This is a genomic window from Herbaspirillum sp. CF444, from assembly GCF_000282135.1.
Classification (GTDB): domain Bacteria; phylum Pseudomonadota; class Gammaproteobacteria; order Burkholderiales; family Burkholderiaceae_D; genus Herbaspirillum.
In genome coordinates this window covers 1-25,870 of the sequence record NZ_AKJW01000094.1, presented here as the reverse complement: position 1 = coordinate 25,870, position 25,870 = coordinate 1, and the positions used below count along the sequence as shown (strand labels likewise).

The window sequence follows — 25,870 nt, the reverse complement described above, 5'->3', positions numbered from 1 at the left end:
GTTGTGCTCCTTGCGTGTGCCCCGGCACACGACGCGTCGCACGCCTTGCCAGCACCCTTTCTGGGAAGAACGCATCTCACGCCTATTTGTGAAATGAGTTCTAATATCAGTGCGTAGCGGCAGTCTGGTTCTGCAGCAACTGGCGCAAGGTCTCGACGGTATAGTCGATTTCCGCTTCCGTCGTATAACGTCCCAGTGAGAAACGAATGGCGCTGCGCGCCAGCGCGTCCGTCCGTCCGATTGCCGACAGCACGTAGGACGGCGCCGCATTGGCCGAGTTGCAGGCCGAACCCGCCGACACGGCGATATCCAGCAGTTGTCCCGCCACCGATACTTCGCCAGCCAGATCGAAACTCACATTCAGGTTGTGCGGGATACGCGTCTGCTCGCAGCCGTTCATGACCACGCCCGGCAGCACGCGCAGGCCATTCCACAAGCGGTCGCGCAAGACGCGGATGCGGGCGCTTTCTTCTTCCTGCAGTCGCGCCGCCAGGGCGAAGGCTTCGCCCATGCCGACGATCTGGTGCGTTGCCAGCGTGCCGGAACGCATGCCGTTTTCATGGCCGCCGCCGTCGATCTGGGCTTCCAGTTGCAGATCAGGGTTGTGGCGGACGAACAGGGCGCCGATGCCCTTTGGACCGTATATTTTGTGCGCACTGAACGACATCAGGTCGACTTTCAGCGTGTGCAGGTCGATGGCGATCTTCCCGGCCGCCTGCACGGCGTCGACGTGGAAGACGATGCCGCGTTCGGCGCATAGTTCGCCCAGTTCGGCGATCGGCTGGATGACGCCGATTTCATTGTTGACCATCATGACCGACGCCAGGATGGTGTCGGGGCGCAGCGCCGCCTTGAATTGTTCGATGGTGATCAGGCCGTTGGACTGCGGCTGCAGGAAGCTCACTTCGAAGCCGGCACGTTCCAGCGTGTGCATGGTGTCCAGCACGGCCTTGTGCTCGGTGGCCACCGTGATCAGATGCTTGCCGCGGCCTGCTTCGCGCAAGACATGCGCCGCGCCCTTGAGCGCCAGGTTGTTGGACTCGGTGGCGCCGGACGTCCATACGATCTCCGCCGGTTGCGCGCCGATCAGCGCGGCAACCTGTTTGCGCGCCTTTTCCACCGCGGCCTTGGCTTCCCAGCCGAAAGAGTGGGAACTGCTGGCCGGATTGCCGAATTTTTCCGTCAGATAGGTGCACATCCTGGCGGCAACGGCCGGATCGACCGGCGTCGTCGCCGAATAGTCCAGATAAATGGGAAATTGCAGCGCTGCCTTGTCGATGACGGGGCTGGCGGAGGAATCACAGGCGGAGGAAGCATTCATGGCAATGAATCCGTAATGGAGGGGCTGACGTTATGATGAAATCAATAGATGAAAAACGAATATAAATTAACTTCAATATGCAATTTATGACATTTTTTGCAAAGTCGCATGAAACCAGCCCAGGTCTGATCTCCGGCCGGCCAAACAGGCTGCCAAAGGCCTTCACACCAGTTTATGCAGTTTTTTCGTATTAACTTATGCAAAATGATTATACTGAAATGGAATGAACATATGTCTATAATCCGAAAATCATATAAACCATAATAATATGGACCTGAACCAACTGGAAGCTTTTTCGGCGGTGATGACGATAGGCAGCGTGACCGGGGCCGGGCGCAGCCTTGGCCGCTCGCAGCCGGCCGTCAGCAAGGCGATTCAGGATCTGGAGGGCGAACTCGGTTATCCCTTGTTCGATCGCAACGGCCCGCGCGTGACGCCGACCGACAAGGCTTTCCTCCTCTATGAAGAAGTCGAGCGCTCGCTGGTCGGCTTGCGCACCATCCGCGAACGCGCGCTGGAAATCGGCCGCGAAGAGCTGCAGCCGATTCACCTGGTGGCTACTCCGGCGCTGGCGTCGACCATCGCGCCGACGGCGCTGAAGCTGGTCGAGAAACACGGCTTGCCCGAACATATCCATCTGCGCAGCGCTTCGGCGGAGCAGGTCGTGCATTCGGTGCTGCACCGTACCGTCAGCCTCGGCCTGACCAGTTTGCCGGTGGCGCATCGCGGCCTCGATCTGCACTGGATCGGCCAGGCGCCCTGCGTGGCGGTGCTGCGCGCCGACAATCCGCTGGCCAAAGCTGACGTCGTAACGGTGGAGGCCTTGCGCGATCAGCGCGTGATCACCATGTCCAACCGCTATCGCCTGCGCCAGCGCATCGACATGGTGCTCGGCCGCGACAAGCCGCTGAACGTGGCGATCGAAACCAATACTTCATTCAACGCCATCATGGCCGCCCATGCCGGCCTCGGCGTGGCGCTGGTGGAGCCGATCACCGCGCTGGGCATGCCGATCGAAGGACTGGCGGTGCGTCCGCTGGCGGAAAACATTCCTTTTTATTTCGGCGTCGTCACGCCATTCGGCAAGCCGGTCGACAGCATCACGCAAGCCTTGATCGGCGCGATTGAAACGGCGGCAAGAAACATCCTGCACGGTTTCGTCAAACGCGATGCGGGCGACCACGACGATTTGCTGTAGCGGGGCGGATGGCATGTCAAGAACATGGATTGAACAAGCGTGCAGATGATTTTTACATTCAGCCTACAGGGAAGGGGCGCTCATCGTGAGTGAAACCACACATGCGACGAACTCGGCAAGCGGCCTGGCCGCGCTCGAAGCGCGCCTGCAGCAAGACTTGGCCTGGCTGGAGCTGCCGGCCAAATCCTGGGTGCCGCCCAAGACAGTGGACGATCAGCAAGTGCTGGACGTCGCCGTCATCGGCGGCGGCCAGGCCGGCATGGCCGCCGCCGTGTCGCTGCTGCATCTGGGCATCAACGCCGTGATTTATGACCAATCGCCGGCAGGTTTCGAAGGCCCGTGGGCGACCACCGCGCGCATGGAAACCCTGCGTTCGCCCAAAAAGCTGACCGGCCCCGCGCTGGGCTTTGCCGCGTTGACGTTCCGCGCCTGGTTCGAGGCGCAATTCGGACTGGAAGCCTGGGAAGCGCTGGATAAAATCCCGCGCCTGCAATGGATGGAGTATCTGCGCTGGTACCGCAAGGTCATGGCGCTGGACGTCCGCAACGATCATCGCGTCGACGCGATCCTGCCGCGCGCCGACGGCGTCGTGGAGCTGCATATCGACGCACCGTCGGGCAAGTCGGTGGTGCTGGCGCGCCGCGTCGTGCTGGCAACCGGCCGCGACGGTCTCGGCGGCGCCTACTTGCCGCCGTTGGCCGAGAGTCTGCCGCGTGAGCTGTGGGCGCATTCGTCCGACGACATGGACTACGGCAAGCTGGCCGGCAAGCGCGTCGGCGTGATCGGTGCCGGCGCTTCGTCCATGGACAGCGCCGCGACCGCACTGGAGGCGGGCGCGGAACGCGTCGACCTGCTGATCCGCCGCAAGGAACTGCCGCGCATCAACAAAGGCAAGGGCGCCGGCAATCCGGGCCTGACCAATGGCCACGTCAATCTGTCCGACGAATGGAAATGGCGCATCCGCCATTACATCAACGTGCAACAGACGCCGCCGCCGAGCGGCAGCGTGCAGCGCGTGTCCAAGTTCGCCAATGCGCGTTTCCTGTTCGGCGCATCCATCGACAAGGTCGAGGTCATCGGCGACAGCTTGCGCATCACCACGCCGCGCGGCGCCTTCGAGATCGATTTCCTGATTTTTTCGACGGGCTTTCGCATCGACTGGACCGTGCGTCCGGAATTCGCCGCCATCGCACCGCACATCCGCAACTGGCGTGCACGCTACATGCCGCCGGTCGGCGACGAAGACACGGAGTTGTCCGATTCGCCCGATCTGGGGCCGGCGTTCGAGTTCCAGCAAAAACATCCGGGCGGCTTGCCGGGCCTGGAGCGCGTGCATTGCTTTTGCTATCCGGCGGCCTTGACGCACGGCACGCTGTCGGGCGACATCCCGGCCATCAGCGACGGCGCGCAACGGCTGGCGCAGGGCATCGCTTCCCTGCTGTATGGCGAAGACGTCAACACGCATTACAAGAATATCCAGGCGTATGCAGAGCCGGAACTGATCGGCGACGAATGGACGCCTTCGGAACCGACCGCGCAGGAACGCCGGGGAGCAAGCCGATGAGCGGGGCTATCCTGCGCAGCGTCTTGCAGGCGCTGGCGGTGCTGCTGCTGATGACGATCATCGTCTTCTTCGGCCTGCACATGATCGGCAATCCGGTCGACATCCTGATCGGCCAGGACGTCGATCAGGTCGACCGCCTGCGCATCATCAAGGAGCTCGGCCTGGACCAGCCGATCTGGCGGCAATACCTGGCCTTCCTCAACGGCGCGTTGCACGGCAATCTGGGCAACAGCTTCGTCTACAACGAGCCGGCCATCAAACTGATCTTCCAGCGTTTGCCGGCCACGCTGGAGCTGGCTTTTGCGGCGCTGATCCTGGCGGTGCTGGTCGGCATCCCGCTGGGCTTGCTGGCAGGACTGTTTCCGGAAAACCTCTTCTCGCGCATGATCATGACCGGCAGCATCCTCGGCTTTTCGCTGCCGACCTTCTGGATCGGCCTGATGCTGATCATGGCCTTCAGCGTGTCGCTGGGCTGGCTGCCTTCGGGCGGACGCGGCCAGACGGCGGGCTTGTTCGGCATACAGTGGTCGTGGCTGACGACGGACGGCTTGCGCCACCTGATCCTGCCGGCGCTGAACCTGTCGCTGTTCAAGATTTCGCTGGTGATCCGCCTCACGCGCGCCAATGTGCGCGAAGTGCTGCCGATGGATTTCGTCAAGTTCGCACGCGCCAAAGGCCTGGCGCCGCTGCGCGTGGTGCTGATGTACGTGTTGCGCAATACGCTGATTCCGCTGGTGACGATACTCGGCCTGGAGTTCGGCTCGACCATCGCTTTTGCCGTCGTGACCGAAAGCATCTTTGCCTGGCCCGGCGCCGGCAAGCTGATCCTCGACAGCATCAATGCGCTGGATCGTCCGGTGATCGTGGCCTACATGATGGTGATCGTGTGCCTGTTCGTGACGCTGAACCTGATCGTCGACGTCTTGTACAAAGTGCTGGACCCGCGCGTGCGGGTGGAGGTCAAGGCATGAGCGAGATTGTTGCTCCGAAAGCTATCCCCATGACGCAGGAAGAAGTGCGCGCCAAGGTGGCCGCCTTGTCGGCATTCCAGACGCCGCGCCGCGAGTCGCCGTGGCGGCGCGTGCTGCGCGGTTTCCTGGCGTCGAAGACGGCCATGTTCGGCCTGGCCGTCGCCGTCCTGCTGATGATTGCCGCGCTGGCGGCGCCCTGGCTGACGCCGCAAAATCCCTACGACCTGATGCAGCTGGACGTGCTCGATGCGCGCCTGCATCCGGGCAGCGCCAACGGTCTTGGCACGTTCACGTACTGGTTGGGCACGGACGGGCAGGGGCGGGATCTGTATTCCGCAATTCTTTATGGCCTCCGCATCAGCGTCGGCATCGGCGTCGGTTCGGCCTTGCTGGCCGGCGTGATCGGCACCCTGATCGGTTTGCTGGCGGCGTATGCCGGCGGCAAGGTCGATGCGCTGCTGATGCGGCTGGCCGATCTGGTGCTGTCGTTCCCGTCGATCCTGGTGTCCATGCTGATCCTGGCATATCTGGGCAAGGGCATCTTCAACGTCATGGCGACGCTGGTGGTGCTGGAGTGGGCTTACTACGCCCGCACCGCGCGCGGCCAGGCGCTGGTCGAGCGGCAGAAGGAATACGTCGAAGCGGCGCGCGGACTCGGCGTGTCGGGCTGGCGCATCATGGTGCGTCATATCCTGCCGAATTGCCTGCCGCCGCTGATCGTCATCGGCACCCTGCAGATTGCGCGCGCGATCACGCTGGAGGCGACCCTGAGCTTCCTCGGCCTCGGCGTGCCGATCACCGAGCCGTCGCTGGGCCTGCTGATTTCCAATGGCTACCAATACATGCTGTCCGGCGAATACTGGATCAGCTTCTATCCCGGCATCGCCTTGCTGGTGGTGATCGTGGCGATCAACATGGTTGGCGATCGCCTGCGCGATGTCATGAATCCAAGGTGGCAGAAATGAGTGCATCCAACTCCGCGCCAACCCTTGAAGTACGCAATCTGCGTACCCACTTTTTCACACCCGGCGGCGTGTTGCCGGCGGTCGACGACGTCTCGCTGACGCTGGAGCGCGGCCGCATTCTCGGTCTGGTCGGCGAGTCCGGATCGGGCAAGACCGTGACCGGTTTTTCGATACTCGGTTTGCTGGATGCGCCGGGCCGCATTGTCGGCGGTCAGATTCTGTTCAAGGGACAGGATCTGGTGACGCTGGACAAGAAATCGCTGCGCAGCCTGCAGGGCAACCGCATCGCGATGATTTTCCAGGATCCGATGATGACGCTGAATCCGGTCTTGCGCGTCGAAGCGCAGATGATCGACGCCGTGCTCGCGCACAGCAAGGTCAGCCGCGACGAGGCGCGCCGGCTGGCGCGCGATACGCTGGGCATGATGGGCATCGCCAGTCCGGAAGAGCGGCTGCTGGCCTATCCGCATCAATTGTCCGGCGGCATGCGCCAGCGCGTGGCGATCGCGATTGCCATGCTGCACAAGCCCGACCTGATCATCGCCGACGAGCCGACCACGGCGCTGGACGTGACCATCCAGGCGCAGATTTTGTCGGAAGTGCAAAAACTGGCGCGCCAGCACGGCACCGCGCTGATCTGGATCACGCACGACCTGTCGGTGGTGGCGGGGTTGGCAGACGAGGTCGCGGTGATGTATTCGGGCCGTATCGTAGAACAGGGCAAAGTGTCCGACGTGCTCGATCGGCCGCTGCATCCCTATACGCAAGGCCTGATCGGCAGCTTGCCGGGCAATAACCGTCGCGGTGAGCGCTTGCGCCAGATTCCCGGCATCACGCCCAATTTGCTGCACCTGCCGCCGACTTGTGCATTTGCTGCGCGCTGCGAACGCGTCAGCGAACAATGCCTCACGCGTCCGGAAATCACGGAGCCGCTCAAGGCGCATTTCGTGCGCTGCTTCCATCCGGCCCTGCCGGTGAATGCCGTGGAGCTGCGCCATGGATAAAGCACTGGAACAAGTACAACCGCAAGCACCACAGCAAGCAATGGAAAAAGCAATCCCTTTGGTGGAGGCGCGCCAGGTCGGAAAACGTTTCGGCGAGCGCAAGTCGCGGCCGTTCGAATCCCAGCTGATCGCGCGCGGCTGGATGCGTCCGGCGGCAGTCACGCAGGCGCTCGATGCGGTCGACCTGCACGTCATGCCGGGCGAAGTGGTCGGACTGGTGGGCGAGTCCGGTTGCGGCAAGTCGACGCTGGGACGCATCGTCAGCGGATTGTTGCCGCCGTCGTCGGGACAGGCGCTGGTCGATGGCGTCGACCGCAACCAGCTCAGCGCACGCGAACAGCACGCCACGCGCCGCAAGGTGCAGATGATTTTCCAGAATCCTTACGCCAGCCTCAATCCGCGCCTGCGCGTCGATGAAATCGTCGGCGAAGCGGCGCTGATCCACGGCATGACCGACAAGGCCGGTCTCGACGACTACGTCAGCGCGCAACTGCTGCGCGCGGGGCTTGATCCAGAACTGCGCGATCGCTATCCGCATCAGTTCAGCGGCGGCCAGCGTCAGCGCATCGGTATCGCCCGTGCGCTCGCGGTGCAGCCGCAGATGCTGGTGGCGGACGAGGCGGTGGCGGCGCTGGACGTGTCGATCCAGGCGCAGATCCTCAATCTGTTCAGCGACTTGCGCGAACAGCTTGGGCTGACCTATCTGTTCATCAGCCACGATCTCGGCGCTGTCGAACATGTCTCCGATCGCGTGGTCATCATGTATCTGGGACGCATCGTCGAGAGCGCCGGCGTCGAGGAGTTGTTCGCGCGGCCGAATCATCCGTACACCCAGGCCTTGCTGGCCGAAGTGCCGCGCTTGCAGGCGCGCAACAAGTCGTTCACGGCGATCAAGGGCGAGATCCCCAGTCCCTTGCATCCGCCGCCGGGTTGCCACTTCCATCCGCGCTGTCCGCACGCCATGCCGTGTTGCCGAGAGGCGGCGCCGGTGCTGAAAGAAGTCGCGCCGGGCCACCTGAGCGCATGTCATTTGAACGATCAGTAGCATTGCAGCAAGCAGCATCGATATAAGAATCTCTTATCCACCACTACCGAGGATGATGAACATGAAGAAAACCGTACTTTCCAGCCTGCTGGCCGTTGCGCTGCTGGGAGCCGCCGCCGCCAATCCGGTCGGCGCACAGACGCTGAACATCGCATTCGCTGATCCGCTGTCTTCGCTCGATCCGCAACTCAACAACCACGCCGGCGACCGCTCCGTCGACCTGCATTTCTGGGACCTGCTGGTCGAGAACAATTACAACAAGCTGCAGCCGGGCCTGGCAGTAAGCTGGAAGAACATCGATCCGAAAACCTGGGAATTCAAGCTGCGTCCCAACGTCAAGTGGCAGGACGGCAAACCGTTCACCGCCGACGACGTGATCTTCTCGTACCAGCGCGCACGCGCCGTGCCGGGCAGCGTGGCGACCTTCGCCGGCTACCTGCGCACCGTGGAATCGGTCACCGCCAAGGATCCGCTGACGCTGATCATCAAGACCAACATCCCCAATCCCGACCTGCCGCTGAACCTGGCGTCGGTGCATATCGTCAGCAAGCACGTCGGTGAAAAATCGCAGACCGAAAACTACAACAGCGGCGCAGCCATGGTCGGCAGCGGTCCGTATAAATACGTTTCCTACACGCCGGGCGACCGCGTCATCATGGAACGCAACAACGACTACTGGGGCCCGAAGCAACTCTGGGAAAAGGTCAATTACCGCTACATCAATAACGCCGCCGCGCGTACCGCCGCCTTGCTGTCGGGCGACGTCGACGTCATCGACAAGGTGTCGGTGTCGGACCTGGCCAAGCTGAAGCAGTCGCCGAACGTCAAGGTGTTCCCATACAACGGCCTGCGCGTATTGCTGCTGCAACCGACTTTCCATGAAGGTCCGAGCCCGTACATCATCGACAACAACGGCAAGCAGCTCGACAAGAACCCGCTGCTCGACGCGCGCGTGCGCAAGGCATTGTCGCTGGCGATCAACCGCAAGGCGCTGGTCGACCGCATCCTGCAAGGCGCGGCGACCGAAGCCAATCAATGGATGCCGGCCGACACCTTCGGCTACAACCCGGACATCAAGAACATCCCCAACGATGTGAACCAGGCCAAGAAGTTGCTGGCCGATGCCGGTTTCCCGCAAGGCTTCAAGCTGACCATCCACGTGCCGAACGACCGCTATCCGCAAGCGCCGGAAACCATGCAAGCCGTGGCGCAGTTCTGGACCCGCATCGGCGTGAAGACGCAGGTGGAAGTGTTGCCATGGGCCTCGTACTCCGCGCGCGCCAACAAGAATGAGTTTGCCGTCAGCGTGCTGGCATGGGGCAACGGTACCGGCGAAGCCAGCTATGCGCTGGTGAACGTGCTGGCAACCGTCGACGCCAAGAAGGGCCTGGGCGCTTCCAACTGGAATCACTACAGCAATCCGGCCATCGACAAGGCGCTGGCCGACTCGACCGCCGAATTCGATGCCGCCAAGCGTGAAGCGATCCTGCGCAATGCCGCCAAGATCGTCTCCGACGACGCCGGCATCATTCCGCTGTATCACTATCAAAACATCTGGGCGGCAAAGAAGGGCCTGAAGGTAACGCCGGCCAGTAGCGACCGCACCACCGCGATGATGGTGACGCAGGACAAGAAGTAATTGCTCAACTACTGCTCAACTACTGTTCAACTGCCTGATGAGGAGGGCCGCAACATGACTACGCCTGATTCCACGCTGAAGATCACCGTTGTTCCGGCCGACGGCCTGATCGACGTGCCGCGTCGCATCGTTGTCACGGGCGCGGCGCCGGGCGAACTGGTGCAGGTGTCCAGTCGCACGCCGCGCGCCGGAGCAGCCTGGCAAAGCAGTGCGCGCTTTGTTGCGGATGCCGCCGGCCATGTCGACTTGTCGCTGGCGCCTGCGCTTGAGGGCGGCTATGAAGGCATTGCGGCGATGGGGCTGCTGTGGTCGCAAATACCGGAGCAGGAAGGCAAGCGCGAGCTGTTTCACCAGGACGTACGGCAGCCTTTGACGACGACGTTGTCGGTTCAGGCGGCGAGCGGCAATGCGGACGCTGAGCTGGTGCAGCGGTTGTGCGCCGACGGCGTGATCCGCAGAGAAGTGCGCGAGCAAGGCCTGGTCGGCACGCTGTTTTTGCCGCCCGCATCGTGTGGCGCCGGCCCGTATCCGGCCGTGATGATCCTCAACGGGTCCGGCGGCGGCATCAACGAACCGCGCGCCGCCTTGTATGCGTCGCACGGTTACGCTGCTTTTGCGCTGGCGTATTTCAAGGCGCCGGGGCTGTCGGATTACATCTCGAATACGCCGTTGGAATATTTTGAAAAAGGCCTGGACTGGCTGCGCGCCACCGTCAGGCCATTGCACGATTTCGTCGCCGTCAGCGGCCAGTCGCGCGGCGGCGAGCTGGTCTTGCTGCTGGGCGCGACGTTTCCGGAAAAAGTCTCGGCGGTGCTGGCCTATGTGCCGAGCGCGCTGGTGCACAGCGGCCAGAACGCCTGCGATCCGGCGATCGGACGGGAAGGCCCGACCTGGCTGCTGGACGGCAAGCCCTTGATCCATCAATGGGAAAACAATCGCCACGCCAGCTGGGAGCCGTTCGATCAAGGCCCGCCGCCGCATCGTCATGCATTGGCCATGCTGACTGCCTTGCAGGACAAGGAGGCGGTGGCGAAGGCGCGCATCCACGTGGAAAAAATCCAGTCCCCGGTGTTGCTGTTCTCGGCGACCGACGACGGTTCCTGGCCGTCCAGCGTGTATGCCAGGATGGTCAGCGACAAGCTGGCGGAAGTCGCGCATCCGCATGCGGTGGAGTGGCACGACTATCAGGACGCCGGTCACGCGATTCTGTTTCCCTATGTGCCGACGACGCAGATCAGCTACGCCCATCCGGTGTCCAAACGCATCAGCACCGGCGGCGGACAGCCTGCCGCCAACGCGCATGCCGACCATCACTCATGGCAGCACGCGCAGCAATTTTTACGGAATGCCATCGCTCAGAAAGAGCAGGAGCAGGCATCCCTCACTCGAAAGGAAGTTTCATGACGACGCAAGTGGAATACAACCTCGACAACGATGTCATCGACAAGCTGGTCGGCTTGCAGGCAGGCGGCAACCTTCACGCCTTGCGCCATCAGCGCGAAAAAGTGGCGGTGGCGACGCAGGGCAGCTACGACACCTTGTTCGATCCGGCGCTGGAGGGCATTGGTCTCGACGAGCGCTTGCTGGTGGCGCTGTATGCCTGCCGCCTGGCCGGCGCGACGGACGTGGCGGCGCATTACCGCGCACGCCTGGAAGCCTTGCCCGCCGGTGCTGTCGATGCCGCACAGCTGGCCGTTGCTGCCTCGGGCGAACCGGAGCAACTGCCCGCAGGTCGTCTGCGCGCGATGCTGGTCTTTGCCCGCGCCCTGACCGAGCGTCCGGTCGAAGGCGACAAGGCCGCGCTGCATACGCTGCCAGCCGCCGGCATCAGCACGCCGGCGGTGGTGGCCTTGTCGCAACTGATCGCCTTCATCTCTTATCAGATCCGCGTCGTGGCCGGTCTGAAGGCGATGAAACTGGCAAGCAATTGAGAGCGGAGAAACCATGAGCACTATCATCAAATCGCACGGCTTCACCAACGAATCGCTGGAATGGGACGCCTGGCTCGACGTGATCGATCTCGACAAGGCCACCGAAGACCAGATCAAGGTCCTGGAAGAGAGTCATCCCAAGGCCAAGACCTCGGACTACTACTTGTTCCTCGGCCATCAGCCGGACATCCTGCGCCAGCGTTCCGCCGCCTTCAACGCCATCATGTATGCGCCGGGCGGCATGTCGCGCGCCGAGCGCGAATTGGGCTCGATGGTGGTGTCGCGCATCAACGGTTGCGTTTATTGCGCCTCGGTGCACGCCCAGCGTTTCGAACAATTGGCCAAGCGCAACGACACCGTGCAGCAAGTGTTCGACGATCCGTACACGGCCGGCACCGATGCGCGTGAAAAAGCCATCTCGCAGTTTTCCATCGACCTGACCAAGAACCCGAACGACGTCAATGCCGCCGGCATCCAGGCGCTCAAGGACGTCGGCCTGAACGAGCAGGAAATCCTCGACCTGATCCATTCGGTGGCGATCTTCGCCTGGGCCAACCGCCTGATGCTCAATCTGGGCGAACCGGTTTTTCCGGCTTCGGAATAAGCGGAAGCAAGCTCATCACAGGAGACAGACATGCTGATACCCGATACTTTGGTTTATGCCGACACGCATGAGTGGATCAGGCAGGAAGACGACGGCACGCTGACGATAGGCATCACCGATTTCGGTCAGGACCAGTTGGGGCCGCTGGTGTACGTGCAGACGCCGGATGTCGGCAGCGTGCTCAAGCGCGGCGCCGATGCCGGCGTGGTCGAATCCAACAAGACCGCGTCCGACGTGCATGCGCCGGTCGACGGCGAAGTGCTGGCCGTCAACACGCTGCTGGCCGATACGCCGGAAGCGATCAACGAAGCGCCGTACGAGCAGTGGATTTTCAAGCTGCGGCCGTTGATGCCCTTTGACGAATCGACGTTTCTGGATGCCGCTGCTTATACGAAGATGATCGGCTGATTTTTTTCGCTCTTGTAAAAGAGCGTCTGCGATGTAATGCAGATATAAGCTTTGGCAAAAGCGTTGAGGAGCCAGACCACTTCGCAGGCGAAGGTGCGTAAAACGCCTTTGATCGATACCGGATACATGCCGTGTTGCCCGAGGTCAGGCAAGCATGTCGACCCGTCCCGTGGCCAGGTTGTAGACGCCGCCGACGATCCTGAGTTTTTTCTCGGCGACCAGTTTGCCGATGATCGGCGCCGCGTGTTCAAGCCGCTCGACGTTCAGTTTGACGTTCTGCCTGATGACGTTGTCCGTCTTGTCGCCTTGTTCTTTTCTTGCCGCGCGCACTGCCGGTGCGATCGCTGTCGTGACGGTCTGGATGTGGCCGGGATATTGCTGATGTTTCTCGACGGCTGAAATCGCGGCGATGACGGCGCCGCAACTCTGATGTCCGAGCACCATGATGAGCGGCGTCTTGAGCACCAGCGCGCCGTATTCCAGGCTGGCGAGGATGTCGGGGGAGATGTAGTTGCCAGCCACGCGCGCGACGAACAGGTCGCCTCGCTTTTCGTCGAAGCACAGTTCGGGCACCACTCTCGCATCTGCGCAACTGACGATGGCGGCATAAGGATTTTGCCCGCCCACGAGCGCGGCTCTGTCCTGCATGAAATCGAAGGGCTGTGAATTTCCGCTGACATAGCGTTGATTGCCGGCAAGCAGGCGCTCCAGCGCGGCGTCGGGCGTCAGTACGTTTTCCGGTTTGGGCAAGGGTTTCTCGTCAGCCGCGAATGCCCGGCTCATCGATAATCCCGCCAATCCAAGGCCTGCTCCCGACATCGTTTTCAGGAAATCTCGTTTGCTGGCGGCATTGTCGGGGAGCTTGTCTTTCACATCGCATTGCTGGCACATTTCCGGCTCCTTGTTCTTGTGATCGAATTGGCAGAAAAGCGTGACGCTGCTTGATGGGCGACGAAGCGCTGCTGAGAGAGTACTCGCAAGAGTCGAATTGGGCGAGTCCGGCGTTGCTTTTTACCTGCAAAAACGACGCCGATCGAAAAGATTTTCGAAGAATTTTTTCAGGCAATCTATTTCCACATGCCCCGCATGCGCGCCGCCACGTCCACGCGCATTTGCCTGGCGTCGGGTCGGCCGTTCGGGCCGACGGTCGCCACCGGCCATGCGCTGCTGGAAAAATGCGGCAGCATGCCCGGCGGGATGAAACGGGTGCGTGACGCGTAGACGTGACGGTCGCCTTGCGCATGCTGGCCGCCGGTGAAGAATTTTTGCGGCACCATCAGGTGCAGGTCGTCTTTGGCGCGCGTCATGGCGACGTACAGGAGCCGGCGTTCTTCTTCGATTTCATCGGTGCTGCCGGTGGCCAGGTCGGCAGGGATGCAACCGTCGACCACGTTGAGCACGTACACCGATTTCCATTCCTGCCCCTTGGAGGAATGGATGGTCGAGAGTATCAGGTAGTCCTCGTCGAGCAGGGGGATGCCGGACTGATCGCTGGTGGCGTCCGGCGGGTCCAGCGTCAGTTCGGTGAGGAAGCGCTCGCGCGACGGATAGCCGGAGGCGATCTGCTCCAGTTGCAGCAGGTCGGCCTGGCGCGTGGCGGCATCTTCGTGGTTGCGTTCCAGATGCGGCGCATACCAGTTGCGCGCATGGGCGATTTCGCCGGGCCAGCCGGACTTGCCTTGCGCCATGCATTGCAGTACTTCGACGAAGGCGCCCCAGTCGTCGCCGGCGCGTGGCGGCGCGGGCAGGGTGGACAAGGCGGCAATCGGATCGGCCTGCATCGCCATGGCGTCGAGCACCTTTTGCGCCGAGCCGGGACCGACGCCGGGAAGCAACTGCATCAGGCGGAAACCGGCCACGCGATCGCGCGGATTCTGCACGAAGCGCAGCATCGCCAGCATGTCCTTGACGTGGGTGCTGTCGAGGAATTTGAGGCCGCCGAATTTGACGAAGGGAATGTTCCTGCGCACCAGTTCGATTTCGAGCGGACCGCTGTGGTCGGAGGCGCGGAACAGCACGGCTTGCTGTTTGAGCGTACTGCCGGCTTCGCGGTTTTCCAGCACGCGCTCGACGATGTAGCGTGCCTGGTCGGCTTCGTCGCGCACGGAGACCAGACGCGGTTTGTCGCCGGAGCTGCGCTCGGTCCACAGGTTTTTGGTGAAACGCTCCAGCGCCTTGTCGATGACGCTGTTGGCGGCGGCCAGGATGGGTTGCGTCGAACGGTAGTTGCGATCGAGCGTGACGATGTCGGCCGGCGGATCGAAGGCGCGCGGAAAATCGAGGATGTTGCGCACCGTCGCCGCGCGGAAGGAGTAGATCGCCTGCGCATCGTCGCCGACCACGGTCAGGCCGCGGCCGTCCGGCTTCAGCGCCAGCAGGATGGAGGATTGCAGGCGGTTGGTGTCCTGGTATTCGTCCACCAGCACGTGGTCGAAGCGGGCGCCGATGTCGTCGGCCAGCAGGCGGTCTTCGATGGTCTGCGCCCAGTACAGCAGCAGGTCGTCATAATCGAGCACGTTGTGCGCCTGCTTGGCTTCCACATAGGCGCCGAAGAGCGTGCGCAGTTGCGCTTCCCATTCGGCGCACCAGGGAAAAACCTTGTGCAGGATGCTGTCGAGCGGCGCTTCGGAATTGACGACGCGCGAATAAATGGCCAGGCAGGTGGTCTTGAGCGGGAAACGCTTTTCCGTTCTGGACAAGCCGAGTTCGTGCCGCACCAGATTCATCAGGTCGGCGGAATCTTCGCGGTCATGGATGGAGAAATTGGGATCGAGGCCGATCTGGTCGGCGTATTCGCGCAGGAGCCGCGCACCGATGCCGTGAAAGGTGCCGGCCCACGACAGCGCATCGGCCATGATGCGGCCGTTGGCGCCCATCGCCTCGTCGCAGATGCGTTGCACGCGGCGCGTCATTTCGGCGGCGGCGCGGCGCGAAAACGTCATGAGCAGAATGCGGCGCGGATCGGCGCCATTGACGATCAGGTGGGCAACGCGATGAGCGAGGGTGCTGGTTTTTCCCGAGCCGGCGCCGGCGATCACCAGCAGGGGGCGGGCAGGTGTGACTTCACATTGTCCCGGGAGAATGCCGAATTCCACCGCCTGGCGTTGTTCGGCATTGAGTTTTTCCAAATAGTCGACGTTCATTCCTGGTTTGCCTGGCAGCGTGCGGTCATTGATGCATGGATAGATGGCGCGGACCTGCAGCACGGACTGGCCGCAGGCGAAATGCGTATTCTACTGTTGTTTTATACAGCTGTGACGCCGGTTGCCTATTCCTGAAGCCGCGCTTTCGTACCACCGCTGAAAATACATTTGCCATCGATGAAAAAGCGTCAATGAAATTTGTCGAACGACTGCCTATACTGCGATGATCCTGATCCGCAAACGGAAATCGTCGTTTGCTGCAACGCCAGATCCGGCGCGGCCTGCAGACCGATGGACAACATACCCGGATGGATTGTCGTGGCGTGATTTTATTTGCGCAAATGTGTCGGATAAGGCTTGTATTCAACGACGATTTTTGGTTAGAATTTCCTTCCGGTAACTCCATGAAGAGGTGTGGCTATGAACAAGACTCTCGCTTTGCTCGACTGTTTGGCCCAACTCAAGGAGGCGCAGAATTGCGCGGATGCCTTGCTCTCCGACATCGTCGCCGACGCCGTGCGCGCGAACAAAGGCAAGGGCGACGTTCCCAAGCCTGCGACGTTGAAAGCCTTCCGCAATGCGCTCAAATCCGCCAACACGCATTGTTATCAGGCCGAGTTGATCCTCGCCGAGTTTGACGCTTTGCAAACGGTCATGCCCATCGGCAAGCAGCAGCTTCCTTCCGTTGCATACAGTGTCTGACCGCAAGACCGGATAGCCAGCGTCCGTCTCCGGCGGCGGTTGCGGACTGCTCGTTCCGGATACCGGCCTGTCTTCGCGATGACCACGCACCAAAGATGCTGTCCGATATCGTTGAATGACTGATTCTGTGCAGCCGTTTGCCAATATGACGCCTATACCGGGCATGTCGCGTCGTTTGTCCCGGCGGGGAAAATAAAAATAAAATACTGTGTCCAGGGAGAATATTCATCCGTGTGGATTTATCCCGGTTGCCGTGGAACATTGTTGCCGACAGACGCACTTAAATAGGTGTCGTGTTCATTTGCGCGACAGACCGCGCGTAACTTTGTGTCTACAATGGACCAAGTAGGCATAGGCATCGATACACGACACGCTCCGTAGCTGTTTCTTGATGTGCATCCCCTGCAATCAGGGAGTTAAATTGCGACCTGGATTTTCATTGAAGGCAAGATGGCCCCGAATCCTGATCCAGGACGGATGGGGCTTGTCGGTCTGCTTTGTCTTGCTGTCGTCGCTGGTGCTGGTGGTGATCTGGGGCATTACGATGATGCACGTGGCCAGCGAAAAAAAGCTGGCAATGGAAAGCGCCGCCGGCGAGAGCAAGAACATGGCCGCCATCATGGCGACCAATCTCAATGACCGCATGGATCGCGCCATACTCTATGGGACGATTGCCAACAAAGTACTCGATGGCGATCCGGCTGCCGCGGAGTATCTGAACCTGCTGTTCAACGGCGATACCGCCTATGTCCGTGCTGCCGTCTTTGACGGCGACATGCGCTTGCGTTATTCATCGAGCGGGCTGCCGACCGAGAGCGGTTTTGCCGAGCTGGTCCGGCAGACCTATCCCGCCGCATCCGCCGCTGCAGCGCCTCCCCAAGTCGGTTCGGTGATGCTGGGCAAGCCCGAGGGTTACGCCTGGCGCATTCCCTTGCTGGTGTCGCTGAACAGCCCCAAAAACAATGTGCACGGCTTCTTTGTGGCGGTGCTTGATATCGGTCGCTTTCTTTCGGACTATAAACAGATCGGCGACGGTTATCGCGTATCGGTGGACGGCGCGACGGGGTTGCCGTTGGTGACGCTTATCGACGGCAAACTGCTCGTCGGCGGCAATGAAGGCATCGTCAACAAGTTCAGCAGCAACGATAGTGCCCGCAGTGAGCCCGGCGTAAGCAACCACCGGAAACTCACGGCGTATCCGCTGGCCGTCACGGTCAGCCTGAATCCGGATTTCATCGTTGCCGACCTGACGCAATCGCACTATGAATATGTCCGCTACGCCATCGTCATTTCGATTGCGGTGGTATCGTTGACGCTGATTCTGATCGGGATCTCTTACCACCGGAAAAAACTCTACCAGCGGCTGGAGCACTCCGAGCGCGAAAAAATCTGCCTCATCGAACAACTCGAAAAAGAGAAGACCCGCGCCTATCAGCTGGCCTCGCACGACTATCTGACGGGCATCCCCAATCGCATGCTGTTCAACGAGCTGGCCGCCGCCGAGCTGTCGCGCGCCAAGCGCAGTCCCAATCTCTACGCCTTGTTCTTCATCGACCTGGACGGTTTCAAGCCGATCAACGACACGCTCGGCCATGCCGTCGGCGATCTCTTGCTGCAATCGGTGGCGCAACGCCTGTGCGCCAGCCTGCGCGAATACGATCTGGTGGCGCGGTTGGGTGGCGACGAGTTCGTGGTCCTGCTGTCCGACATCAGGTATCAGAGCCAGATTGCCGATATCGCCGACAAGCTGGTCAAGACCGTCGGCGCGCCTTATCTCAATCTCGCCGGACACGAGGTGCACACCAGCCTCAGTATCGGCATCGCGTTGTTTCCCGACGACGGACACACCGTCGACGAGTTGCTCTCCAAAGCCGATACGGCGATGTATGTCGCCAAGAAGGCGGGCAAGGGCGCCTATCGCTTCCACGATCCCGGAATGCGCGGCGGCCAGGTCAGCCGCTTGCCGACCGATACGCGCTATCTCTCCGCCTAGTTGGCGGTTCTAAGCGGTCTGCCGCGATTTCAGCTGTTTGAGAAACGCCCGCACCACCGGCGATTTCTCATGCCGCCGCGACGCCAGCGCAATCGCGCCGGGAATGCTCTTGCCTTCGATCTGCCGATACACCACGCCCGGCATATGTACGCGCTGCATCACGGAAACCGGCACGATGGCGACGCCTTGCCCCAGCGACACCAGCGTGATGACGGCCACGAGGCCACCGGGATTGGCGACCGTGCGCGGCACGAAACGTCCGCGCCGGCCGACTTCCATCGTACCCGACGCCTGTTCGGGAAGGATGAATTGCTCGGCGGCGAGATCGGCTGCCGGCAGGATTTCTTTCTGCGCCAGCGGCGAGTCTTCCGGCAACGCGGCGACGAAATCGTCATACAGCAAGGTCAGGACGGCGACGTCCGGCGGGCACGGCACCGGGGGCCGGATGAAAGCCAGATCCATGCCGCCGTTGCTGACCATGACGGGGAGGCTGTCCATGGGCGCTTCGATCAGGTTGAGCTTGACCAGCGGATAGGCGCTGCGAAAGCGCGCCACTTCCGTTTGCAGCAAACCTGAATAGGCCGCCGAGGCGATGTAGCCGATCTCGATGCGCCCGATCTCGCCGCGCCCTGCGCGCCGGGCAGCTTCTTCCGCGCGCGCTGCCTGGTGCAGCGTGCGCAATACTTCCTCGCGAAAAACTTCGCCCGCTGACGTCAGGTGCACCGAGCGCTTGGTGCGTTGGAACAGGCGCACGTCGAGCAGGCGTTCGATTTCCTGGATCTGCTTGGTCAGCGCCGGGGGCGAAATGCCAAGCTGCTCCGCCGCGCGGGCGAAATGCAAGGTCTCGGCAACAGCAGCAAAACAGCGGAAGTGGCGTAGTTCCATGGGGATTCCAATAATTAACTACAGGGAAATTAAATTACAGTTTTTGTGTAATAAAGATAATTATAGGCAGGATTAGAATGGCTCGCATCTCCCAACGGAATGAGGAATGCCATGCACCTGAAACCAGCCTTTGCCACGCTGTCCCTATGCCTGCTGGGCGCGACGTCGACAAGTCTCAGCGTCTCCGCCTTTGCTCAACAGAAAGACGGTGTCGCAGCGAGCAAGCGTGTGCTGTCGCTTGAAATGGCGAGGACTGTCGTCGCCGCCGCACAGGACGAAGCGCGCAAGAACGGCTGGCCCGGCGCAATTGCCGTGGTGGATGACGGTGGCTGGCTGATTCTTGCCGAACGCATGGACAACGCGGCAACGACCCTGGGGGCGGGCGTGGCAAGCGAGAAGGCGCGTACCGCCGCCTTGTTCAAGCGTCCTTCCGCCGACCTGGAAAACGCCGTCAACAACGGCCGTCCCGCCGCCATCACGGCCGGCTTCGTCATGATGGAAGGCGGCTTGCCGATCGTGATCGACGGCCAGGTGGTCGGCGCCATCGGCGTCAGTGCCGACACCAAAGTGCATGACAGCCAGATCGCCCGCGCCGGCCTGGCGGCATTGAGGCCATGAAATCGCGAGCCGCCGACATGCACATCGATCACCCGATTCCCGGGCATCCCGACAAGGAACGCCGCAAAGCGCGCAACATCCTGCTGATCTGCTCCAGCGTATGTGCGCTGATCGTGCTCGACACCAATATCGTGGCGGTGTCGTTGCCCTCGGTGGCGCGTTCGCTGCATGCGGATTTCAGCGACATCGAATGGATCGTCAGCGCCTACATGCTGGCGTTTGCTTCCTTGCTGTTGCCGGCCGGCAGCCTGGCCGACCGCTTCGGCCGCAAGCGCGTGATGCTGCTCGGGCTCGGTCTGTTCAGCGTGGCGTCGCTGGGATGCGGGTTGGCATGGTCGGTGGAGGTCTTGCAACTGTCGCGCGCGCTCAAGGGTGTCGGCGCGGCGATGTTGCTGACTTCGGCGCTGGCCGTCATCGGCCATGTGTTTCACACGGAGAAAGATCGTACGCACGCCTGGGCCGTGTGGGGCGCCTGCATGGGCGTGTCGATGACGGTGGCGCCTTTGCTCGGCGGCGTGATCACGCAACTGCTCGGCTGGCGCTGGATCTTCCTGTTGAATCTGCCGGTGTGCCTGTGCCTGGGGACGCTGGTGTATCGCGAGGTGAGCGAATCGGGCGACGCCGCAAGTGACGCCGATTCCGCACGTCTCGATCCCTGGGGCAGCCTCTTGCTCAGCGGCGGCCTGTCTTTCCTGATCTGGGGCTTGATCAGCGCCAATGCATCCGGTTGGACCAGTCACGCCACCGTGCTGCGCGTGGCCGGCGGCCTGTTGTTGCTGGCCTTGTTCATCCCGGTGGAATTGATGCAGAAGCGGCCGATGATCGATCTGCGTCTGTTTCGCCGCGCGCCGTTCGTCGGCGCGGTGCTGGCGATGTTCGGCTATGCCGCCGCGGCGCAGGTGATGATGACGTTCCTTCCCTTGTACCTGCAAAATGCGTTTTCGTATTCGGCCGTTACCGCCGGAGTGGCGATGTTGCCGTTTGCACTGGCAATGATGATTTTTCCGCGCGTCGGCGTTGCACTGGCGCAGCGCATGTCCCTGCATGGCTTGATGGCGTTCGGGATGGCGCTGGTCTGCGTCGGCAATGTGCTGGTCGCGGTGGCGGCTTACCAAGGCATCTATTGGACGGTGCTGGCGGGGATGATCGTGACCGGCAGCGGTGCAGGGCTGCTTAACGGCAACACGCAAAAGGCGATCATGCATTGCGTGCCGCGCGAGCGCACCGGCATGGCGTCGGGCATCAGCACGACGACGCGCTTTTCCGCCATCGTGCTGGCGATTGCCTGCCTCGGCTGCGTGCTGACGGTGCGTACCGGCAGCTATCTGAAGGAGGCGTTGCTCGGCGCCAATTTGCCGCAGCCGGCGCGAATCAACGATGTGGTGGAACGCATCGTCGCCGGCGACAGCGCCGCCGCATTGCCGGCGCTGCACAACAGCGCGCAGGCCTTGCAACTGGCGCAAACCGGTTTTGCGCATGCGTTTTCGTTGTTGATGCTGGCTGCCGCGGCCATTGCCGCCGTATCGGGAATACTGCTGTTTCGTTTGATGAGCAGCGGCAACAAGACGGCGTCAATCGATGCCGTGACGGTCTGAACAGGAGAAACCGACATGAAGCCACGTGAGTCCAACACCATACGGAACCGTTCTTTTCTCGCCACGCTGGCGGCGGTGTTCTGGTCTTTCGTCGGCTTGCGCCGGCGCGCCGACTATGAAAAGGATGCGACTTCGCTCAATCCGTTTTATGTGATCGGCGCGGGCCTGATTGCCGTCGCCATGTTCATTGCCGTGTTGCTGATCGTTGTACGGATGGTCGTCGGCGGCTGAAAGTCCGGCAAGGATATGCATCATGCCGGCGTCGGGCGCGGATGTCGCGCGTTCAGTGACGGATGATGTCCGTTGTCTTCTTGACAGGAGTATTGCAATGGCTACCAAAAACTTGCAGCAGTTTTTGCGCACCTATGGGAGATATCGTCGGGACGGCATGCATCATCAGCAGCGGGCGGGCGCCTTCATTTTCATCATCTTGCTGTTGTTCTCGTTCTCCGCGCACCGGGCCGAACTGGACGCCGCCATGGCGCTCCTGCTGGCCGAAATCGGCACGAATTGCATCTGGTGCTCGATTACGCCTTATTGATCCGGCACAGGCGCGCATCGACCCGGAGCAGGTGTTACAGCAATAATTCTTTCGCCAGATCCCGCCTGGAATCGCTTTGCGTGTCGAACTTCAACGCCTGCTCCACATGATGCAGGTGATGCAGCATCAGCTCGACCGCTTCCTCGGTCTTGCCGGCCTTGGCGGCGGCGATGAAGGCGGAGTGTTCCTCGGTCGAACAGATCGCATCGCGCGTGGATTGATACAGCATGGTGATCAGCGAACTGCGGCCGGCCAGTTTGACGAGGATGTCGGTCAGCACTTCGTTGCCGACGATGTTGGCCAGCAAGATGTGGAAATCGCTGAGCAGCGTCGAGCGGACCTGGGGATTGTTTTCTTCGATGGCGTGGCGTTCCTCGCGCAGATGCGCTTCCAGCCGGGTATAGTCGTCGTCGCTTGCGCGCGCGATGAATTCCCTGACCATGGCCGCTTCGAGCGTGCGGCGCACGAAGAAAATATTGCGCGTTTCTTCCACGGTCGGCTTGCTGACGAAGGCGCCCTTGTCCGGAATCAGGTCGATCAGCTTGTCCTTTGCCAGCATCACCAGCGCCGCGCGAATCTTGGTGCGGCTGACCTGGTAGACGCGCGCCAGCGCTTCTTCGCGGAGTTTTGCCCCGGGCGGAAGGCGCTGTTCGGCGATGGCGACGGTAATGTCGCGCGCAATCGCTTCTGAACTGTCGGGGGGAAGTGCTGCTTCGGTCATAGGATGGACAGGCTGTTGTATGAGGCGGTTTCCGATAAGACTCCGAATTGTACCCCTGTATTTTGCACTATCCATCCCAGTAGTTTTACTCGAACGTGGCCGCAGGAATTTCACCATTGAGCACGGCGCGTGCGCGGGTCTTGTCGATGTCCTTTTCCCACGAAGCGACCACGACGGTGGCGACGCAGTTGCCGAGCAGGTTGCCCAGCGCGCGGGCGATGCCGACGAACCAGTCGATCGACAGCACCAGCACCAGGCCGACCACGGGAATCGCCGGAATCGTCGTCAGCGTCGCCGCCAGGATCACGATGGCGGAACCCGGCACGCCATGCGCGCCCTTGGAGGTAATCAGGGCAATCGCCAGGATCATCAGCAAATCGCCCATCGCCAGGTGCGTATTGGTGGCTTGCGCGATGAAGACCGCCGCCATGGTGAGGTAGATGGAAAACGCGTCGAGGTTGAACGAATAACCGGTAGGAATCACCAGGCCGACGGTCGACTTCTTGATGCCCATGTGTTCGAGTTTTTTCATGATCTGCGGCAGCACGCTGTCGGACGAGGCGGTCGCCAGCACCACGATCAGTTCTTCGCGCAGATAGGCGATCAGCTTGAAGATGCTCAGACCCGAAGTACGCAGGATCGCGCCCAGCACCACCACCACGAAGAAAATCACCGCGCCGTAGAACAGCAGCACCAGCATGCCCAGTTGCTTGAGCGAACCGATGCCGTAGCGGCCGACCGTGAAGGCGATGGCGCCGAACACGCCCAGCGGCGCCAGGCGGATGATGAAGGCCATGCACTTGAAGAAGGCTTCCGACAGCGAAGAAATCAGCGCCACCGTCGGCTTGCCTTTGTCGCCGATCAGCAGCAGGGCGCAACCGAAAATGACCGAGATCAGCAAGACCTGCAGCACGTCGCCGGAGGTGAATGCGCTCACGACCGTGCCGGGGATCAGCTTCATGATGAAGTCGGCGAAGCTGGTGCCCTTGACCTTGCTGGCCGTCTCGACATAGCTGGACAAGCCGCTTGGGTCGAGGTTGGTCGGATCGATGTTCATGCCCGCGCCGGGTTGGAACACGAAGGCCAGCACCAGGCCGAGGACGAGGGCGATCGTCGTCACGATTTCAAAGTAGATGATGGCCTTGACGCCGACGCTGCCGACCTTCTTCAGATCGCTGGCGCCGCAAATGCCTTGCACCACCACGCAAAACACGATCACCGGAATGATCATCTTGATCAGCTTGATGAAGCCGTCGCCGAGCGGTTTAAGGCTTTGGGCAAAATCCGGATAAAACAGTCCGACGACGATGCCGGCAATGAGGGCGACGACGACTTGCCCGAACAAAGATTTCAAAAATCGATTCACCTTGGTCTCCTGATGTTGTGCTGGATGGGCGCGTCATGGGGATGTCGCGTCCGCTGTGCAGATTTCCATTTACTTCAGCTTTTGTATTTTTTCAGCTTCGGCAGCCGCTCCTACGGCCGTTGTTCCTTTGCTAACGGATCGTTATTTACATAAATTCTTTGACGCGCCGGAACAAGCTCACTATATTGCATACAATTTGTGAATACAATAAAAATATGCAATCCTGACGAAACTAAGGAGACAGCCGTGAAAAATGTTCCAGAGCAATACCAGCGTTGCGGGCAAGAGATCATGCAGCGCGCCGATGCGCTTGCCGTCCACACGGAGGCCGACGGCATGCTGACGCGCACTTATCTGACGACGATGCATCATGCCGCCGCACGACAACTCAGTGCATGGATGCTTGCCGCCGGCATGCAGGTCCGCCGCGACGCCGCCGGCAACGTCATTGGCCGCTATGAGGCCGCGCCCGGCCATGCCGATGCGGCGGCGCTGGTCACCGGGTCGCACTTCGACACGGTGCGCAACGGCGGCAAATACGACGGCAACCTCGGCATCCTGTTGCCGGTGTCGTGCATTGCCGAATGGCATCGCGCAGGCCGGCGTTTTCCGTTTCCCATCGAGGTAATCGGTTTTGCGGAAGAAGAAGGCGTGCGCTTCAAGGCGACCTTGCTCGGCAGCCGCGCCGTTGCGGGCACCTTCGACAAGGCCGTGCTGGACAACCTCGACGAGCAAGGCAACAGCATGCGCGAGGTCATGCGCGGCGCCGGTTTCAATCCGGAGCAACTCGATGCATCGGCATGGCCGGCTGCGGCGGTTGCCGCCTTCGTCGAAGTGCATATCGAACAAGGACCGCTGCTGCTCAACGAAGCGCTGCCGGTCGGCGTGGTGACGGCGATCTCCGGCGCGACGCGTTTCATGGGAGAACTGCAAGGATTGGCCGGACATGCCGGGACGGTGCCCATGCACATGCGCCGCGACGCCGCGATGACGGCGGCGGAGATCGGTTTGTACATCGAACGGCGCTGCAGCAGCCAGCCCGGTCTGGTCGGCACCATGGGCATCATGGAAGTGCCGAACGGCGCGGCCAATGTGGTGCCGGGCAGCGCACGGTTTTCCATCGATATTCGCGCCGAGCAGGACCGGATCCGAGAAGACGCGGTAGTCGATGTCGTGGCCGAGATCGACCGCATCTGCGCGCGCCGCAACGTCGGCGTCACGCTGCGCAAAACCCATGAAGCCGGCAGCGTGCCATGCGCCGCCCATCTGCAAAAGCAACTGGCAAGCGCCATCGAAGCATGCGGCCTGCCGCTGCGCCATCTGCCGTCGGGTGCAGGGCACGACGCCATGGCGATTGCCGCCATCGCCGAGGTTGCGATGCTGTTTGTCCGCTGCGGCAACGGCGGCATCAGTCATCACCCGGACGAAATCATGACCGAAGAGGATGCTGCGATTGCCGCGCAGGTGTTCAGCCGCTTCGTCGAAAACTTTACGGCCTGAATCCGGGCCGCCACGCTTTCCTATCTCATTACAAAGGAATTTCCATGACCACCATCACCATCGACGGTTTCAACCTCAACGCGGAACAAGTCGTCAGCGTCGCACGTGCGACCAATGGCGTGTACGCCAAAGTCGCCCTGGCCGACTCCTCGCGCG

General features: G+C 61.5%; 24 protein-coding genes. 18 read left to right on the top strand and 6 right to left on the bottom strand.

Annotated elements, in window-relative coordinates:
- Positions 1-106 precede the first annotated feature (106 nt).
- Positions 107-1,321, bottom strand: a complete 1,215-nt coding sequence (locus PMI16_RS21600; protein ID WP_007883588.1) for an IscS subfamily cysteine desulfurase — start codon at positions 1,319-1,321, stop codon at positions 107-109.
- Positions 1,322-1,589: 268 nt separating this feature from the next.
- Here PMI16_RS21600 and PMI16_RS21595 point away from each other — a divergent pair, with 268 nt between their 5' ends.
- From PMI16_RS21595 to gcvH, 11 genes are all read left to right on the top strand, one after another.
- Entirely contained in the window at positions 1,590-2,519 is a 930-nt protein-coding gene (locus tag PMI16_RS21595; protein ID WP_007883586.1) for a LysR family transcriptional regulator, read from the top strand.
- 85 nt (positions 2,520-2,604) lie between these two features.
- Positions 2,605-4,083: an NAD(P)-binding domain-containing protein gene (locus tag PMI16_RS21590; protein WP_007883585.1), complete on the top strand. Its 1,479-nt coding sequence runs from the start codon at positions 2,605-2,607 to the stop codon at positions 4,081-4,083.
- A complete protein-coding gene (locus PMI16_RS21585; RefSeq protein ID WP_007883584.1) occupies positions 4,080-5,054 on the top strand; it encodes an ABC transporter permease in 975 nt (324 codons plus the stop codon). The genes PMI16_RS21590 and PMI16_RS21585 overlap by 4 nt, the downstream gene beginning before the upstream one ends.
- Positions 5,055-5,083: 29 nt before the next feature.
- On the top strand, positions 5,084-6,019 hold the full coding sequence (locus PMI16_RS21580) for an ABC transporter permease (RefSeq protein ID WP_034381771.1): 936 nt from the start codon (positions 5,084-5,086) through the stop codon (positions 6,017-6,019).
- The gene (locus PMI16_RS21575; RefSeq protein ID WP_007883582.1) at positions 6,016-7,023 is read left to right on the top strand and encodes an ABC transporter ATP-binding protein; all 1,008 of its coding nucleotides are present in this window, start codon (positions 6,016-6,018) and stop codon (positions 7,021-7,023) included. Before PMI16_RS21580 ends, PMI16_RS21575 begins: the two co-directional genes overlap by 4 nt.
- A 40-nt stretch (positions 7,024-7,063) precedes the next feature.
- Positions 7,064-8,068 (top strand): ABC transporter ATP-binding protein, encoded by a 1,005-nt coding sequence (locus tag PMI16_RS21570; protein WP_034381769.1) that lies wholly within the window; start codon positions 7,064-7,066, stop codon positions 8,066-8,068.
- A gap of 61 nt (positions 8,069-8,129) precedes the next feature.
- Positions 8,130-9,707, top strand: a complete 1,578-nt coding sequence (locus PMI16_RS21565; RefSeq protein ID WP_007883577.1) for an ABC transporter substrate-binding protein — start codon at positions 8,130-8,132, stop codon at positions 9,705-9,707.
- 54 nt (positions 9,708-9,761) lie between these two features.
- Positions 9,762-11,111 (top strand): acyl-CoA thioester hydrolase/BAAT C-terminal domain-containing protein, encoded by a 1,350-nt coding sequence (locus PMI16_RS21560; protein WP_007883576.1) that lies wholly within the window; start codon positions 9,762-9,764, stop codon positions 11,109-11,111.
- Positions 11,108-11,638, top strand: coding sequence for a CMD domain protein (locus tag PMI16_RS21555; RefSeq protein ID WP_007883575.1), 531 nt, complete (start codon positions 11,108-11,110; stop codon positions 11,636-11,638). The genes PMI16_RS21560 and PMI16_RS21555 overlap by 4 nt, the downstream gene beginning before the upstream one ends.
- 13 nt (positions 11,639-11,651) lie before the next feature.
- Positions 11,652-12,242: a peroxidase-related enzyme gene (locus PMI16_RS21550; protein ID WP_007883574.1), complete on the top strand. Its 591-nt coding sequence runs from the start codon at positions 11,652-11,654 to the stop codon at positions 12,240-12,242.
- 30 nt (positions 12,243-12,272) lie between these two features.
- On the top strand, positions 12,273-12,650 hold the full coding sequence (gcvH, locus tag PMI16_RS21545; protein WP_007883573.1) for a glycine cleavage system protein GcvH: 378 nt from the start codon (positions 12,273-12,275) through the stop codon (positions 12,648-12,650).
- Between the two features lie 144 nt (positions 12,651-12,794).
- Here gcvH and PMI16_RS21540 read toward each other — a convergent pair whose 3' ends face one another.
- Together PMI16_RS21540 and PMI16_RS21535 are read right to left on the bottom strand one after the other, a co-directional pair.
- Complete coding sequence (locus tag PMI16_RS21540; protein ID WP_237719915.1) at positions 12,795-13,523, bottom strand: carbonic anhydrase; 729 nt, start codon at positions 13,521-13,523, stop codon at positions 12,795-12,797.
- 194 nt (positions 13,524-13,717) lie between these two features.
- The gene (locus PMI16_RS21535; RefSeq protein ID WP_007883570.1) at positions 13,718-15,793 is read right to left on the bottom strand and encodes an ATP-dependent helicase; all 2,076 of its coding nucleotides are present in this window, start codon (positions 15,791-15,793) and stop codon (positions 13,718-13,720) included.
- A 420-nt stretch (positions 15,794-16,213) separates the two neighbouring features.
- Between PMI16_RS21535 and PMI16_RS21530 the strand changes: the two genes are divergently transcribed.
- Positions 16,214-16,495, top strand: a complete 282-nt coding sequence (locus tag PMI16_RS21530; RefSeq protein WP_007883569.1) for a hypothetical protein — start codon at positions 16,214-16,216, stop codon at positions 16,493-16,495.
- Between the two features lie 484 nt (positions 16,496-16,979).
- The gene (locus tag PMI16_RS21525) at positions 16,980-18,488 is read left to right on the top strand and encodes a GGDEF domain-containing protein (RefSeq protein WP_007883567.1); all 1,509 of its coding nucleotides are present in this window, start codon (positions 16,980-16,982) and stop codon (positions 18,486-18,488) included.
- 9 nt (positions 18,489-18,497) lie between these two features.
- On the opposite strand, the gene PMI16_RS21520 is transcribed toward PMI16_RS21525, so the two are convergent.
- Complete coding sequence (locus PMI16_RS21520; protein ID WP_007883565.1) at positions 18,498-19,373, bottom strand: LysR family transcriptional regulator; 876 nt, start codon at positions 19,371-19,373, stop codon at positions 18,498-18,500.
- A 111-nt stretch (positions 19,374-19,484) separates the two neighbouring features.
- Here PMI16_RS21520 and PMI16_RS21515 point away from each other — a divergent pair, with 111 nt between their 5' ends.
- From PMI16_RS21515 to PMI16_RS21500, 4 genes are all read left to right on the top strand, one after another.
- On the top strand, positions 19,485-19,991 hold the full coding sequence (locus tag PMI16_RS21515; RefSeq protein ID WP_007883562.1) for a GlcG/HbpS family heme-binding protein: 507 nt from the start codon (positions 19,485-19,487) through the stop codon (positions 19,989-19,991).
- Positions 19,988-21,586: an MFS transporter gene (locus tag PMI16_RS21510; RefSeq protein ID WP_202801657.1), complete on the top strand. Its 1,599-nt coding sequence runs from the start codon at positions 19,988-19,990 to the stop codon at positions 21,584-21,586. Before PMI16_RS21515 ends, PMI16_RS21510 begins: the two co-directional genes overlap by 4 nt.
- 15 nt (positions 21,587-21,601) lie before the next feature.
- Complete coding sequence (locus tag PMI16_RS21505) at positions 21,602-21,817, top strand: DUF2970 domain-containing protein (RefSeq protein WP_007883560.1); 216 nt, start codon at positions 21,602-21,604, stop codon at positions 21,815-21,817.
- Positions 21,818-21,914: 97 nt separating this feature from the next.
- Entirely contained in the window at positions 21,915-22,127 is a 213-nt protein-coding gene (locus PMI16_RS21500; protein WP_007883559.1) for a hypothetical protein, read from the top strand.
- A 34-nt stretch (positions 22,128-22,161) separates the two neighbouring features.
- Here the strand turns inward: PMI16_RS21500 and PMI16_RS21495 are convergent, their stop codons facing one another.
- Together PMI16_RS21495 and PMI16_RS21490 are read right to left on the bottom strand one after the other, a co-directional pair.
- On the bottom strand, positions 22,162-22,848 hold the full coding sequence (locus tag PMI16_RS21495; RefSeq protein ID WP_007883558.1) for a GntR family transcriptional regulator: 687 nt from the start codon (positions 22,846-22,848) through the stop codon (positions 22,162-22,164).
- A gap of 85 nt (positions 22,849-22,933) precedes the next feature.
- Positions 22,934-24,214 carry a C4-dicarboxylate transporter DctA gene (locus PMI16_RS21490; RefSeq protein WP_007883557.1) on the bottom strand — a complete coding sequence of 427 codons (1,281 nt, stop codon included), beginning with the start codon at positions 24,212-24,214 and terminating at the stop codon, positions 22,934-22,936.
- Between the two features lie 246 nt (positions 24,215-24,460).
- Between PMI16_RS21490 and PMI16_RS21485 the strand changes: the two genes are divergently transcribed.
- Positions 24,461-25,714, top strand: coding sequence for an allantoate amidohydrolase (locus PMI16_RS21485; RefSeq protein ID WP_007883556.1), 1,254 nt, complete (start codon positions 24,461-24,463; stop codon positions 25,712-25,714).
- The last annotated feature ends 156 nt before the right edge of the window (positions 25,715-25,870 follow it).

Bases quoted from the DNA above. Each gene is read 5' to 3' on its own strand.
- PMI16_RS21565 (WP_007883577.1), top strand. From the start codon at position 8,130: ATGAAGAAAACCGTACTTTCCAGCCTGCTGGCCGTTGCGCTGCTGGGA.
- PMI16_RS21515 (WP_007883562.1), top strand. From the start codon at position 19,485: ATGCACCTGAAACCAGCCTTTGCCACGCTGTCCCTATGCCTGCTGGGC.
- PMI16_RS21530 (WP_007883569.1), top strand. From the start codon at position 16,214: ATGAACAAGACTCTCGCTTTGCTCGACTGTTTGGCCCAACTCAAGGAG.
- gcvH (WP_007883573.1), top strand. From the start codon at position 12,273: ATGCTGATACCCGATACTTTGGTTTATGCCGACACGCATGAGTGGATC.
- PMI16_RS21560 (WP_007883576.1), top strand. From the start codon at position 9,762: ATGACTACGCCTGATTCCACGCTGAAGATCACCGTTGTTCCGGCCGAC.
- PMI16_RS21495 (WP_007883558.1), bottom strand. From the start codon at position 22,848: ATGACCGAAGCAGCACTTCCCCCCGACAGTTCAGAAGCGATTGCGCGC.
- PMI16_RS21600 (WP_007883588.1), bottom strand. From the start codon at position 1,321: ATGAATGCTTCCTCCGCCTGTGATTCCTCCGCCAGCCCCGTCATCGAC.
- PMI16_RS21510 (WP_202801657.1), top strand. From the start codon at position 19,988: ATGAAATCGCGAGCCGCCGACATGCACATCGATCACCCGATTCCCGGG.
- PMI16_RS21575 (WP_007883582.1), top strand. From the start codon at position 6,016: ATGAGTGCATCCAACTCCGCGCCAACCCTTGAAGTACGCAATCTGCGT.
- PMI16_RS21550 (WP_007883574.1), top strand. From the start codon at position 11,652: ATGAGCACTATCATCAAATCGCACGGCTTCACCAACGAATCGCTGGAA.
- PMI16_RS21555 (WP_007883575.1), top strand. From the start codon at position 11,108: ATGACGACGCAAGTGGAATACAACCTCGACAACGATGTCATCGACAAG.
- PMI16_RS21535 (WP_007883570.1), bottom strand. From the start codon at position 15,793: ATGAACGTCGACTATTTGGAAAAACTCAATGCCGAACAACGCCAGGCG.
- PMI16_RS21500 (WP_007883559.1), top strand. From the start codon at position 21,915: ATGGCTACCAAAAACTTGCAGCAGTTTTTGCGCACCTATGGGAGATAT.
- PMI16_RS21505 (WP_007883560.1), top strand. From the start codon at position 21,602: ATGAAGCCACGTGAGTCCAACACCATACGGAACCGTTCTTTTCTCGCC.
- PMI16_RS21580 (WP_034381771.1), top strand. From the start codon at position 5,084: ATGACGCAGGAAGAAGTGCGCGCCAAGGTGGCCGCCTTGTCGGCATTC.
- PMI16_RS21520 (WP_007883565.1), bottom strand. From the start codon at position 19,373: ATGGAACTACGCCACTTCCGCTGTTTTGCTGCTGTTGCCGAGACCTTG.
- PMI16_RS21595 (WP_007883586.1), top strand. From the start codon at position 1,590: ATGGACCTGAACCAACTGGAAGCTTTTTCGGCGGTGATGACGATAGGC.
- PMI16_RS21585 (WP_007883584.1), top strand. From the start codon at position 4,080: ATGAGCGGGGCTATCCTGCGCAGCGTCTTGCAGGCGCTGGCGGTGCTG.
- PMI16_RS21570 (WP_034381769.1), top strand. From the start codon at position 7,064: ATGGAAAAAGCAATCCCTTTGGTGGAGGCGCGCCAGGTCGGAAAACGT.